This is a genomic window from Streptomyces sp. NPDC006259 (genome assembly GCF_042870975.1).
In the GTDB taxonomy this organism is placed as follows: domain Bacteria; phylum Actinomycetota; class Actinomycetes; order Streptomycetales; family Streptomycetaceae; genus Streptomyces.
Genome location: NZ_JBIAHY010000001.1, coordinates 750,913 through 763,306 on the forward strand (window position 1 = coordinate 750,913; position 12,394 = coordinate 763,306).

Here is a 12,394-nt window from a genome sequence, read left to right on the forward strand (position 1 = left end):
GTTTTGTCGGAGGTCCACAAAACCCCCTGCTGTTCTTCGTCCCTGTCCCCACGGGCGGCCGTGCCCGTACCCAAGAGAGAGTGTGAGAGTGCTCGTACTCGTCGCTCCCGGCCAGGGCGCACAGACGCCCGGCTTCCTGACCCCCTGGCTCGAACTGCCCGGCGCCGCCGACCGTGTCGGCGCGTGGTCGGACGCCATCGGACTGGACCTCGCCCACTACGGCACGCAGGCCGACGCGGACCAGATCCGTGACACCGCGGTGGCGCAGCCGCTGCTCGTCGCGGCCGGCATCCTGTCGGCCGCCGCGCTCGGCGAACCGGTCCCCGGCGCGGTCGCGGGTCACAGCGTCGGCGAGTTCACCGCCGCCACCTTCGCGGGTGTCCTCGACGACACCGCCGCGCTGACCCTCGTCCGCAAGCGGGGCCTGGCCATGGCCGAGGCCGCGTCGATCACCGAGACCGGCATGTCGGCGCTGCTCGGCGGCGACCCCGAGGTCTCCGTGGCGCACCTGCGCGGGCTCGGCCTCACGCCGGCGAACGTCAACGGCGCCGGCCAGATCGTCGCCGCGGGCACCCTGGAGCAGCTCGCCGCACTGAACGAGGACAAGCCGGAGGGCGTCCGCAAGATCGTTCCGCTGAAGGTCGCCGGCGCGTTCCACACGCACCACATGGCCCCCGCGGTCGACACGCTGGCAGCCGCCGCCAAGGAGCTGTCCCCCGCCGACCCGAAGATCGCCTACGTCTCCAACAAGGACGGGGAGACGGTGGCCACCGGTGCCGAGATCCTCGACCGGCTGGTCGGCCAGGTCGCCAACCCGGTCCGCTGGGACCTGTGCATGGAGACCTTCCGGCGGCTCGGCGTGACGGCGCTGATCGAGGTGTGTCCCGGCGGTACGCTCACCGGTCTCGCCAAGCGGGCCCTGCCCGGCGTGCGGACGCTGGCGCTGAAGACCCCCGACGATCTCGACGCGGCCCGCGAGGTCATCGCCGAGCACAGTGCCTGACAAGGAGCCGACGAGCATGGCGAAGATCAAGCCCAGCAAGGGCGCCCCGTACGCGCGCATCCTCGGCGTGGGCGGCTACCGGCCCACCCGTGTGGTGCCCAACGAGGTGATCCTCGAGACGATCGACTCGTCCGACGAGTGGATCCGCTCGCGCTCCGGCATCGAGACCCGGCACTGGGCGAACGACGAGGAGACCGTCGCCGCCATGTCGGTCGAGGCGTCCGGCAAGGCCATCGCCGACGCCGGGATCACCGCCCAGCAGATCGGCGCCGTGGTCGTCTCGACCGTGTCGCACTTCAAGCAGACCCCGGCCGTGGCCACCGAGATCGCCGACAAGCTCGGCACGAACCGGGCCGCCGCCTTCGACATCTCGGCCGGCTGCGCGGGCTTCGGCTACGGCCTGACCCTCGCCAAGGGCATGATCGTCGAGGGTTCCGCCGAGTACGTCCTCGTCATCGGCGTCGAGCGGCTGTCCGACCTGACCGACCTGGAGGACCGGGCCACCGCCTTCCTCTTCGGCGACGGCGCCGGCGCGGTCGTGGTCGGCCCGTCGAAGGAGCCGGCGATCGGCCCGACGGTCTGGGGTTCCGAGGGCGACAAGTCCGAGACCATCAAGCAGACCGTGCCGTGGACGGACTACCGCGACGGCGAGGTCGCGAAGTTCCCGGCGATCACCCAGGAAGGCCAGGCGGTGTTCCGCTGGGCCGTGTTCGAGATGGCGAAGGTCGCCAAGGAGGCGCTGGACGCCGCCGGCATCACTTCCGCGGAACTCGACGTGTTCATCCCGCACCAGGCCAACGAGCGGATCATCGACTCGATGGTGAAGACTCTCAAGCTGCCGGAGTCCGTCACGGTCGCGCGTGACGTACGGACCACCGGAAACACCTCGGCCGCCTCGATCCCGCTCGCCATGGAGCGGCTGCTGGCGACCGGCGAGGCGAAGAGCGGCGACACCGCGCTCGTCATCGGATTCGGGGCGGGTCTCGTCTATGCCGCGACGGTCGTTACCCTCCCCTAGGCACTCCGTGCCGGATCATGCGGTCCGGAACGGGCAACACCCAATGCCACACCCTCTGGAACACAACGAAGGAGCGCCGACATGGCCGCCACTCAGGAAGAGATCGTCACCGGTCTCGCGGAGATCGTGAACGAGATCGCCGGGATCCCGGTCGAGGACGTCCAGCTGGACAAGTCCTTCACCGACGACCTCGACGTCGACTCGCTGTCCATGGTCGAGGTCGTCGTCGCCGCCGAAGAGCGCTTCGACGTCAAGATCCCCGACGAGGACGTCAAGGACCTCAAGACGGTCGGCGACGCGACGAGCTACATCCTCAAGCACCAGGCCTGAGTCACTGCCGGGGCCGGATGATCCGGCCTTGCCCCGCCACCCGGCGGTGGCGCCGCTGAATCCCGATCGTTGGAGAAAGAATTCCCGTGAGCCCGACCAATCGCACCGTGGTCGTCACCGGTATCGGCGCAACCACACCGCTGGGTGGCGACGCAGCCTCTACCTGGGAGGGCCTGGTCGCCGGCAAGTCCGGCGTCAAGCCCCTGGAGCAGGACTGGGCGGCCGAGCAGGCCGTCCGTATCGCGGCACAGATCGCCGTGGAGCCCACCGAGGTCATCCCGCGGCCGCAGGCCCGCAAGCTGGACCGCTCGGCGCAGTTCGCGCTGATCGCGGCTCAGGAGGCCTGGAAGGACGCCGGCTTCGAGGCCAGGGCCGGCGACGAGACGTCGGGCGCCTCCGTCGACCCCGACCGGCTCGGCGCGGTCATCGCCTCCGGCATCGGCGGCGTGACGACCCTGCTGGACCAGTACGACGTGCTGAAGGAGAAGGGCGTCCGCCGCGTCTCCCCGCACACCGTGCCCATGCTCATGCCGAACAGCCCGTCCGCCAACGTGGGCCTGCTCGTGGGCGCCCGCGCGGGCGTGCACACGCCGGTCTCGGCGTGCGCCTCGGGCGCCGAGGCCATCGGCTACGCCATCGAGATGATCCGCACCGGCCGCGCCGACGTCGTGGTCGCCGGCGGCACGGAGGCGGCGATCCACCCGCTGCCCATCGCCGCGTTCGGCAACATGATGGCGATGTCCAAGAACAACGACGACCCGCAGGGCGCCTCGCGTCCCTACGACACCGGGCGCGACGGCTTCGTGCTCGGTGAGGGCGCCGGTGTGATCGTCCTGGAGTCCGCCGAGCACGCCGCCGAGCGCGGTGCGCGGGTGTACGCCGAGGCGGTCGGCCAGGGCATCTCCGCCGACGCCCACGACATCGTGCAGCCGGAGCCGCAGGGCCGCGGCATCGCGCACGCCCTGCAGAACCTGCTGGACCGCACCGACCTGGACCCGGCGGAGATCGTGCACGTCAACGCGCACGCGACGTCGACGCCGGCCGGTGACGTGGCCGAACTGAAGGCGCTGCGCAAGGTGTTCGGCGACGAGGCCGACCACATGGCGGTCTCGGCGACGAAGTCGATGACCGGTCACCTGCTCGGCGGCGCGGGCGGCGTGGAGTCGGTGGCGACGGTCCTCGCGCTGTACCACCGGGTGGCTCCGCCCACCATCAACGTCGAGAACCTCGACCCCGAGGCCGAGGCCAACGCGGACATCGTCCGCGGCGAGGCGCGCAAGCTGCCCGTCGAGGGCCGTATCGCCGCGCTGAACGACTCGTTCGGGTTCGGCGGGCACAACGTGGTGCTGGCGTTCCGCACGGTCTGAGATCCGCCGGTACGCGTGTGAAGGGGCCCCGCCCGGGAGGGTGGGGCCCCTTCTTCGCGTTCTTCACGATCTTCGCCCGTCCGGGGCGTGGCGTGTCACACGACCTGGTGCAGCCATCTCACCGGGGCGCCCTCACCGGCGTAGCGGAACGGCTCCAGTTCGTCGTCCCAGGGCTTGCCCAGAAGCTTGGCGATCTCCGCCTCCAGGTCCGTCTCGCCGCGCTGGGAGCGGGTCAGGGCGGCGCGCAGGCGGTCCTCGGGGATCAGGATGTCGCCGTGGATGCCGGTGACGGCGTGGAAGATGCCGAGGTCGGGGGTGCAGCTGTAGCGCTCGCCCTCGGCGGTGGCGCAGGGCTCGGCGGTGACCTCGAAACGCATCAGGTGCCAGCCGCGCAGTGCGGAGGCGAGCTTGGAGGCGGTGCCGGCCTCGCCCTGCCAGGAGAACTCCGAGCGCCAGGTGCCGGGCGCGGCGGGCTGCCGGATCCAGTCGAGGCTGACGCGTGTGCCGAGCACCCCGGCGACGGCCCACTCGACGTGCGGGCACAGCGCGCGCGGCGCGGAGTGCACGTACAGAACTCCACGTGTCGTCACCGGGACCTCCGGGCAGAGCGGGACAGTCTTGCAGGCTGGCATGGCGGCTGTGGCGGGCAGCCACGTTGATGGCGAGGCTACCGTGCGACGGCGTGAGGAGTGTGACGTACCGTCGGTCCCGGGCCGCCGAAAGGCCCCCATTCACCCGGCAGGACGCCTGTACGGGCGTGATCCGTTGCCTCCCGCCGGGCTCGGGAACTCCCGGACGTTGTCATCAGTGGGGCCGGCGGACCGTCCGGCCGGGGACCGGCCGGCGGGCGGGACGACCGAGGGGACACCAGGGGATGCGGAAGCGAAGCCACCGCTCGCGGGCCGTGGCCGCCATGACGGCCGCGCTGGTACTGGGCGCGGCCGGCTGCGATGTGCTGGGCGGGGAGGGGCCGGGCGCGGCGGGGACGCCGGAGCGGCGGCCGAAGCCCTCTGCCTCGCCGACGCCGGTGTGGGACAGCAGTCCCGCCTCGCTGGCCGCGGTGGGCGACTCCATCACGCGCGGCTTCGACGCCTGTTCGGTGCTGGCGGACTGTCCCGAGGTGTCCTGGGCGACCGGCGACAGCGGCGAGGTCAACAGCCTGGCGGTACGGCTGCTGGGGGCGGCGAGGGCGGCCACCCACAGTTGGAACTACGCGGCGTCCGGGGCGCGGATGGCCGACCTGCCGGCGCAGATGGCGCGGGCGGCGGCGAAGAGGCCCGCGCTGGTGACCGTGATGGCGGGGGCCAACGACGCCTGCCGGGCCTCGGCGGAGGCGATGACGCCGGTCGCCGACTTCCGGTCGGGGTTCGAGGAGTCGCTGCGCACGCTGCGCCGGGCCTCGCCCTCGACGCAGGTCTATGTGGCGAGCGTGCCGAACCTGAAGCGGCTGTGGTCCGAGGGGCGGACGAACGTGCTGGGCAAGCAGGTCTGGAAGCTGGGGATCTGCCCGTCGATGCTGGGGGACGCGGACGCGCTGGACTCGGCGGCGAATCTGCGGCGGGAGACCGTGCAGCGCCGCGTGGAGGACTACAACACGGTGTTGAAGGAGGTCTGCGCGAAGGATCCGCGGTGCCGGTTCGACGGCGGTGCGGTGTACAAGTTCCGTTTCGGGACCGACCAGTTGAGCCACTGGGACTGGTTCCACCCGAGCAAGGACGGCCAGGCCAGGCTGGCCGAGATCGCCTACCGCAAGGTCACCGCCCGGAGCACGTGACTTAGGGTTTCGCCCATGAGCGAACACTTCGGAACACTCTCCGACGGCACCCCGGTGCACCGCTGGACCCTGGAGCGGGCGGGCGTGCGGGTGCGGGTCCTGTCGTACGGCGGGATCGTGCAGTCGGTGGAGGTCCCGGACCGCGAGGGGCACCGGGCGGACGTGGTGCTGGGGTTCGGGGACCTGGACGGCTATGTCACCCATCCGGAGCCCTATCTCGGCGCGCTCGTCGGGCGGTACGCGAACCGGATCGCCGGGGCCCGCTTCCCGCTGGACGAGGTGACCTACGCCCTGGCGCCGAACAACGGGCCGAACTCGCTGCACGGAGGTGAGCGCGGTTTCGACAAGCGGGTGTGGGACGTGGAGCCGGTCGAGCACGGGCTGCGGCTGAGCCGGGTCAGCCCGCACGGCGAGGAGGGCTTCCCCGGCCGCCTGGAGGTCACGGCCACGTACACGCTGGACGCGTCGGGGGCGCTGCGGCTGCGGTACGAGGCGGTCACGGACGAGCCGACGGTGGTGAACCTGACCAACCACAGCTACTTCAACCTGAGCGGCTCGGGGAACGCCGGCGGCCACGAGCTGCGGCTGGCCGCCTCCCGGTACACGCCGGTCGACGACGACCTGATCCCCACGGGTGAGCCGGCGGGCGTGGCGGACACCCGTTTCGACTTCCGTACGGCCCGCAAGGTCGAGAGCGGCCTCGACCACAACTTCGTGCTCGACAAGGCCGTCACGGCCGAGCCGGTGGAGGTGGCGGAGCTGTACGACCCGGCGTCCGGTCGGGTGCTGACGGTGGCCACGACCGAGCCGGGCATCCAGGTGTACACCGCCGACCATCTGGGCGAGCCGTTCGAGCCCGGCGAGGGCGTCGCGCTGGAGACCCAGCACTTCCCGGACTCCCCGAACCGGCCGGACTTCCCGAGCACCGAGCTGCGGCCGGGCGGGGTGTACCGGTCGGAGACGGTGTACGGCTTCTCGGCGCGGTGATCGGCGGCGGTGGCGGCCGGACGCGGTAGCCGGGCACGACGACCGCGGGAGGCGGGGCACGAGGGCCGCGGGGCACGACGGCCGCGGGGGGTCGGCACGACGGCCGCGGGGGCCCGCTCGGGGACCCGGGGGGCGGTCGATAGCCCCGGTCCGGGGGTCAGGTCCCGGACCGGGGCTGCTCTGGGGGCGCGGGGCCCGCGTCAGACGTTAATCGTCGCGGTGATCCTGCGGTCCGCCAGAGACCTACCCACCTGGATTTCGTACGAACCCTTCACAAAGAACCACCGGTGGGCGGCCTCGTCCCAGATCTCGAAGGCGCGGCGCGGGAGGGTGACGACGGCCTCGGCGCTCTCCCCCGGGCCCGCCTCGACGCCGGCGAAGGCGGCGAGCCAGCGGGCCGGGCGTCGGGGGTCGGGCTCGGTGGGCGCGAGGTAGACCTGGACGACCTCGCGGCCGGCCCGTCCGCCGGTGTTGCGGAGGCGGACGGCGACGGTCGTGCCGTCCGTCTGGACCGAGTCGTACGTCCAGTCGGTGTAGCCGAGGCCGTGGCCGAAGGGGTAGGCCGGGGTGCGGCCCTCCTTCTCCCAGGCGCGGTAGCCGATGAAGACACCCTCGTCGTAGCGGAGTTCGCCGTCGGCCGGGGCGACCCGGGTGACCGGGGCGTCGGCGAGGGAGCCCCACGTGGTGGGCAGCCGGCCGCCGGGCTCGTGGGCGCCGGTGAGGACGTCGGCGAGGGCGGCGCCGCCCTCCTGGCCGGGGAACCAGGTCAGCAGCACGGCGGCGACGTCCTCGCGCCAGGGGAGTTCGACCGGGGAGCCGGAGTTGACGACGACGACGGTGTCCGGGTTGGCGGCGGCCACGGCCCGCACCAGGTCGTCCTGGCGGCCGGGCAGGCGCAGGTCGGTGCGGTCGAATCCCTCGGACTCGACGCGGTCGGTGGTGGCGACGACGACCACGGCGGTGTCGGCGGCGCGGGCGGCCTCGACGGCCTCGGCGATCAGCGCGTCCGGGTCCCGCCGGGGTTCCTGGTGGGCGAGGGTGAAGGCGACGGCCTTCGGCGGGATGTTCCCGGGCGGCCGGACGACGTGGGTGAGGGAGACGTCCACCGGTTCGCCGGCGGTCAGTTCGGTCTCGGCGCGGGGCACCGGGGAGCCGAAGAACGCCGCGAAGGGATCGTTGGCGTCGGCGGGCGGCTGGGCGCCGTCGAAGTGCGTCGTGCCGGCGACGGTGAGGGTGAAGGAACCGGCGCCCTTGATGCCGAAGGTGTGCCGGCCGCTCGCGCGCGGGGTGAAGGTGCCGGTCAGCTCGACGGTGTGGAGCCGGTCGCGGGTGACGCCGTCCGGGAGGTCGGTGCCCGTCCACTGGATCTGCCCGTTCGGGGCCGAGCCGGTGCCGATGACCGTTCCGTCGGCGTCGCGGCAGACGGCGCGCAGCGTGAACCCGTGGTCGGCGACGGCGAGTTCGGTGGCCGGGTCGGCGCCGAGGGCGTAGCTGAGGGCGCCTTCGGGGAGGGCCGCGGCCAGGCCGTCGAGCGGGGAGACGACGTGGGCGGGGAAGACGGTGGCGGAGCCGCCGCCGAGGATCCGGGCGTCGCGGGCGGCGGCGCCGATGAGGGCGACCGTGCGGCCCGGCGTCAGGGGCAGGGCGGCGCGCTCGTTGCGGACCAGGACGAAGGAGCGGCGGGCGAGTTCGCGGGCCAGGGCCTCGCCGTGGACGGGCGCGGGCGGTACGGGGACGGCGGGTCGGACGTCCGCGAGGGCGCCCACGCGGGCGGCGAGGCGCAGGACGCGGCGTACGGCGTCGTCGACCTCGGGCTCGTCGAGGCGGCCGTCGCGCACCGCCTGGGCGAGGGCCGCGCCGTAGACGGTGTCCGGGCCGGGCATCGCCACGTCGAGGCCGCCCCGGAGGGCGCCGACGGTGTCGCGGGCGGCCGTCCAGTCGGAGACGTTGATGCCGTCGAAGCCCCATTCGCCGCGCAGGACCTCGTTCACGAGGTGGTGGTGCTCGGTCATCGTCGTGCCGTTGACCGTGTTGTAGGCGGTCATGACGCCCCACGGACGGGCGTTGTCGACGATGGCCTCGAAGGGGGCGAGGTACAGCTCGCGCAGGGCGCGTTCGCCGACCAGGTTGTTCACGGTGAAGCGGTCGGTCTCGGCGTCGTTGGCGACGAAGTGCTTGACGGTGGTGCCGACGCCGCCCTCCTGTACGCCGGTCACGTAACCGGCTCCGATCCGTCCCGTCAGGTACGGGTCCTCGCTGTAGGCCTCGAAGTGGCGGCCGCCGAGCGGGGAGCGGTGCAGGTTGACGGTCGGGGCGAGCAGCACGTGGACGCCCTTGCGGCGGGCCTCCTGGGCGAGGAGCACGCCGGCCCGGCGGGCGAGACCGGGGTCCCAGGTGGCGGCGAGGGCGGTCGGGGACGGCAGCGCGACGGACGGGTCGTCGGCGGTCCAGCGCACGCCCCGGACGCCGATCGGGCCGTCGGACATCACGAGGGAGGCGAGGCCGATCTCCGGGAGGGCGGGCAGGGACCACATGGACCGACCGGCCAGCAGCCGGGTCTTCGCGTCCAGGTCGAGCTTGCCGAGGGCCGTCTCGACGGCCGCCTCGATGTCCGTCCCGTTGTCCGCCATCGCGGGCCTCCTCGTCGGTCTCCTGTGCGGTGTTGTGCGGTGCTGTTCCCTCATCGTGCATCGATTGCCTGTGGAGCGGTAGGTTTCGTGACCCTGCCGTGACAAGAGAGGGCCGGGATGCCTTACGGTGACGGCATGAGCGCCAGGACGACCAGGAGCGAGGAGCGGCGCGCCGAGATCGTGCGGGCGGCCCTGGAGGTGATCGCCGAACGCGGCTACCGGGGCGCGAGCCTGGCGGCCGTGGCCGAGCGGGTCGGGCTGACCCAGCAGGGTCTGCTGCACCACTTCCCCACGAAGGACGCGCTGCTGGTCGCCGTGCTGGAGGAACGCGACCAGTGGGACGCGATGCCGCGCACCCGGTGGCGGATCGACCTGTTGTGCGCGCTGGTCGAGTACAACGTGACGCGGCCCGGCATCATCCAGACCTTCTCCGCGCTCCTCGGCGAGAGCGTCACCGAGGGCCATCCGGCGAGGGAGTACTTCACCGACCGGTACCGGCAGGTGCGGGCGGGCATCGCGGCGGTCCTGCGCGCCGAGTACGGCGACCGCCTCCCCAACGGCCTCACCCCGGAGCGGACCGCTCCGCTGCTGGTGGCGGTGATGGACGGCCTCCAGTACCAGTGGCTCCTGGACCCGGAGTCGCTGGACATGCCGGGCGCCTTCCGCGACTTCCTGCGGCTGCTGGGCGAGGACGTGGACTGACGGGCGGCCGGTCCCGGCCGGTGCGCCGGGCCCCTCGGTCACGCGGGCGGTCGGTCGCCGGGCTGCCGGACCCCCCGATGCACGCGGGCCATCCGCTCCGGCCGGGCTGCCGGACCCCCCCCCCGATGCACGCGGGCCGCCCGCCCGGCCGGTCCGCCGGCCCCCCCCGGTCGCACACGGGCCGCCCGCCCCGGCCGGGCTGCCGGACCCCACGGTCGCGCGCGGGTGGGCGCCCCATGGCGTGGATCCCACCGGGCGCGCGATACTTCCGGCGTCCCGCACCACGCGCCCCACCGCGACGGAAGGACCTCTATGGCCCCGCGTTCCCCGCGAGTTCGTGCCGGTTTCCTCGGTCTGGCCCTGGCGGCCTGCCTCTCGCTGACGACATCGGCCACCGCCGCTCCCGCCGGGGCGGCCGGTACGCCCAAGGCCGAGGTTCCCACCGTCGAGGAGCGCAGGCTCGACGGAGCGGTGCCGCGGGAGATCCTCGCGGCGTCCGGATTCGACACCGTGGCCCCCGACTTCGCCCGCGCGCTCGGCGCCGCGCGCTCCTTTGCGCAGGCCCGCCGTGTCGTCGTGCGCGAGGGCGCGGCGCTGTGGCGGCGGGCGGTGGACCGGGCGCAGGGGCGAGGGCCGGCCGGCGGGGAGCTGAGCCGGGACGACGACCGGCCGCTGTACTGGGCGCGGCTGGCGATGACGCGTGAAGTGCGTTCCTGGCGGCCCGGTTTCGCGCTGGACGCCGCACGGCGACAGGCGTTGACGGGCGACCTGGAGCGTGCCTCGCGCGGACAGACGGACATCCGGTATCCGCGGGGCGCCAAGGGGCCGAAGCGGGTCCTCGTCACCGGCTTCGACCCGTTCACCCTGGACCGTGACGTGCGGATCTCCAACCCGTCCGGCGCGAGCGCGCTGGCGCTGGACGGCACGGTGATCCAGACCGCTCAGGGGCCGGCACGGGTGGAGACGGCCGTCTTCCCGGTGCGCTGGCGGGACTTCGCCGAGGGCACGGTGGAGCGGACGCTGCGCCCGTGGCTCCGGCAGGTGGACCTGTTCACGACCGTCAGCCAGGGGCGGGTGGGCCGGTTCGACGTCGAGCGGACCAACGGGGCCTGGCGGGGCGGCTTCCCCGACAACGAGAACGTGAGCAGGACGGAGACGGTCCCGGTCGCCGATCCGGCCTCGCAGCCCCAGTGGACGACCACGACCCTGCCGTACCGGACGATCGTGGCCTCGGACACCGGCCGTTTCCCCGTCTACGACAACACCGGCGTGACCGAGATCCCGGCGGGGGCCACCGATCCCGTCGTACGGCCGGACGGGCCCACCGCCGGGTCGAGCGCGCGGGCCGGCGGCGGCGGGAACTACCTGTCCAACGAGATCGCCTACCGGGCGACCCTGCTGCGCGACCGGCTGGGGCTCGGCGACACGCTGCCGGGCGGCCACGTCCACACGCCGGTGCTGGAGTTCGGCGCCGGGAACACCGACCCGGCCACGGGGACGGTGACGGACCCGGAGTTCGTGCGCAACCGGCTGGACATCGTCGCTCAGGTGCGGGCGATCGTGGCCGTGGCGGTCAGCGCGGCCACGGAGTAGCGTCCGGCTCCTCGCGGTGGTCGCCGTCCTCGGTCTCCTCGCCCAGCAGGTCCCGCGCCATGAGGGTGGCGCCCGCGACCGCTCCCGGCATCAGGAACACCGCGACGAAGGGGACCAGGAAGGCGACCGCGAGGGGGGTGCCGAAGCCCCAGACGAGGGTCCTGCGGGAGCGGAGCAGGGCGAGCCGGGACCGGGCGTCGACGGTCCGGCGCTGGAGGGCGACGGACGTCAGTTCCTCGGTCAGGAAGAAACCGGTGACGAAAACGCCGATCACCGGCACGACCGTCTGGCCGAGGAACGGGATGAAACCGAGCGCGAACAGCAGCACGCCCCACAACAGCGCGCGCAGCACCACCCGCAGGCTGTCTCGGGCGGAGATCCACAGCTCCCGCCAGAGCGGCAGCCCGGTCACCGGCGCCGAGCCGTCGGGCGACACGTCACGGTCGACCTTCTCGGAGAGGCTCTCGTAGAAGGGCTGCCCGACGAGCAGCGTGACCGCGGTGAAGGTCACCACGGAGAGCAGCAGGCCGAGCGCGAACAGCACGACGGTGAGGAAGCCGCGGAACAGGCCTTCCCAGGGGCTCGACCAGTCGTCGGCAAACGGTGTCGCCCAGTCCACGAAGTCCGCGCCCCACACGGCGAGCGCCACGAGCGCGCCCACGTAGAGGACGAGCGTGATCAGGCCGGGCACCAGCCCGAACCCGTACTGCTTCCCGTGTCGGGCCACCCAGCGCTGGCCCTTCAGCAGGTATCCGAAGCCCACCCCAAGATCGTGCATGGCCGGATCCTATCGGGGCGCGGGCATGACACCGGAGCCCCTGTGGACAACCCGCGGGACCGGTGCCGGACGGCGAGCGGATCCCAGCCCGAACTCCTGTCCCGTAGAGCGCCGTAGGCCATCCGGGCTATCGATGACACCAACGCCCTCCCGCCGCAGTTGAGTCGAACGGGTAGGCCTCGCCGTACCGATCCACGGAAGCACCTCACGAT

At 73.0% G+C, this 12,394-nt stretch carries 11 protein-coding genes; 8 read left to right on the plus strand and 3 right to left on the minus strand.

What is annotated here, in order from left to right; genetic code table 11:
* The first annotated feature begins 88 nt into the window (after window positions 1-88).
* From ACFYO5_RS03165 to fabF, 4 genes are all read left to right on the plus strand, one after another.
* Complete coding sequence (locus ACFYO5_RS03165; protein ID WP_356559549.1) at window positions 89-1,003, plus strand: ACP S-malonyltransferase; 915 nt, start codon at window positions 89-91, stop codon at window positions 1,001-1,003.
* Between the two features lie 16 nt (window positions 1,004-1,019).
* Window positions 1,020-2,021 (plus strand): ketoacyl-ACP synthase III, encoded by a 1,002-nt coding sequence (locus ACFYO5_RS03170; protein WP_356559551.1) that lies wholly within the window; start codon window positions 1,020-1,022, stop codon window positions 2,019-2,021.
* Between the two features lie 81 nt (window positions 2,022-2,102).
* Window positions 2,103-2,351 (plus strand): acyl carrier protein, encoded by a 249-nt coding sequence (locus ACFYO5_RS03175; protein ID WP_356559553.1) that lies wholly within the window; start codon window positions 2,103-2,105, stop codon window positions 2,349-2,351.
* A gap of 86 nt (window positions 2,352-2,437) precedes the next feature.
* On the plus strand, window positions 2,438-3,718 hold the full coding sequence (gene fabF / locus ACFYO5_RS03180; RefSeq protein WP_388703559.1) for a beta-ketoacyl-ACP synthase II: 1,281 nt from the start codon (window positions 2,438-2,440) through the stop codon (window positions 3,716-3,718).
* 95 nt (window positions 3,719-3,813) lie between these two features.
* Here fabF and ACFYO5_RS03185 read toward each other — a convergent pair whose 3' ends face one another.
* Window positions 3,814-4,308, minus strand: coding sequence for a DUF3145 domain-containing protein (locus ACFYO5_RS03185; RefSeq protein ID WP_388703562.1), 495 nt, complete (start codon window positions 4,306-4,308; stop codon window positions 3,814-3,816).
* Between the two features lie 284 nt (window positions 4,309-4,592).
* Here ACFYO5_RS03185 and ACFYO5_RS03190 point away from each other — a divergent pair, with 284 nt between their 5' ends.
* Together ACFYO5_RS03190 and ACFYO5_RS03195 are read left to right on the plus strand one after the other, a co-directional pair.
* Window positions 4,593-5,492: an SGNH/GDSL hydrolase family protein gene (locus tag ACFYO5_RS03190; RefSeq protein ID WP_388703565.1), complete on the plus strand. Its 900-nt coding sequence runs from the start codon at window positions 4,593-4,595 to the stop codon at window positions 5,490-5,492.
* Window positions 5,493-5,507: 15 nt separating this feature from the next.
* The gene (locus tag ACFYO5_RS03195; protein ID WP_388703568.1) at window positions 5,508-6,479 is read left to right on the plus strand and encodes an aldose epimerase family protein; all 972 of its coding nucleotides are present in this window, start codon (window positions 5,508-5,510) and stop codon (window positions 6,477-6,479) included.
* 200 nt (window positions 6,480-6,679) lie between these two features.
* Here the strand turns inward: ACFYO5_RS03195 and ACFYO5_RS03200 are convergent, their stop codons facing one another.
* A complete protein-coding gene (locus ACFYO5_RS03200; protein ID WP_388703570.1) occupies window positions 6,680-9,109 on the minus strand; it encodes a glycoside hydrolase family 3 protein in 2,430 nt (809 codons plus the stop codon).
* 117 nt (window positions 9,110-9,226) lie between these two features.
* Here ACFYO5_RS03200 and ACFYO5_RS03205 point away from each other — a divergent pair, with 117 nt between their 5' ends.
* Together ACFYO5_RS03205 and ACFYO5_RS03210 are read left to right on the plus strand one after the other, a co-directional pair.
* Entirely contained in the window at window positions 9,227-9,811 is a 585-nt protein-coding gene (locus ACFYO5_RS03205) for a TetR/AcrR family transcriptional regulator (protein ID WP_388703573.1), read from the plus strand.
* 312 nt (window positions 9,812-10,123) lie between these two features.
* Window positions 10,124-11,404 carry a pyroglutamyl peptidase gene (locus tag ACFYO5_RS03210; RefSeq protein WP_388703575.1) on the plus strand — a complete coding sequence of 427 codons (1,281 nt, stop codon included), beginning with the start codon at window positions 10,124-10,126 and terminating at the stop codon, window positions 11,402-11,404.
* Here the strand turns inward: ACFYO5_RS03210 and ACFYO5_RS03215 are convergent.
* Window positions 11,385-12,182, minus strand: a complete 798-nt coding sequence (locus tag ACFYO5_RS03215; protein ID WP_388703578.1) for an EI24 domain-containing protein — start codon at window positions 12,180-12,182, stop codon at window positions 11,385-11,387. The two genes, ACFYO5_RS03210 and ACFYO5_RS03215, sit on opposite strands and share 20 nt — an antisense overlap.
* Window positions 12,183-12,394: the final 212 nt, after the last annotated feature.

Excerpts from the sequence above, each read along its gene's own strand:
- ACFYO5_RS03200 (WP_388703570.1), bottom strand. The coding sequence starts at position 9,109 with ATGGCGGACAACGGGACGGACATCGAGGCGGCCGTCGAGACGGCCCTC.
- ACFYO5_RS03205 (WP_388703573.1), top strand. The coding sequence starts at position 9,227 with ATGCCTTACGGTGACGGCATGAGCGCCAGGACGACCAGGAGCGAGGAG.
- ACFYO5_RS03190 (WP_388703565.1), top strand. The coding sequence starts at position 4,593 with ATGCGGAAGCGAAGCCACCGCTCGCGGGCCGTGGCCGCCATGACGGCC.
- ACFYO5_RS03175 (WP_356559553.1), top strand. The coding sequence starts at position 2,103 with ATGGCCGCCACTCAGGAAGAGATCGTCACCGGTCTCGCGGAGATCGTG.
- ACFYO5_RS03215 (WP_388703578.1), bottom strand. The coding sequence starts at position 12,182 with ATGCACGATCTTGGGGTGGGCTTCGGATACCTGCTGAAGGGCCAGCGC.
- ACFYO5_RS03170 (WP_356559551.1), top strand. The coding sequence starts at position 1,020 with ATGGCGAAGATCAAGCCCAGCAAGGGCGCCCCGTACGCGCGCATCCTC.
- ACFYO5_RS03210 (WP_388703575.1), top strand. The coding sequence starts at position 10,124 with ATGGCCCCGCGTTCCCCGCGAGTTCGTGCCGGTTTCCTCGGTCTGGCC.
- ACFYO5_RS03195 (WP_388703568.1), top strand. The coding sequence starts at position 5,508 with ATGAGCGAACACTTCGGAACACTCTCCGACGGCACCCCGGTGCACCGC.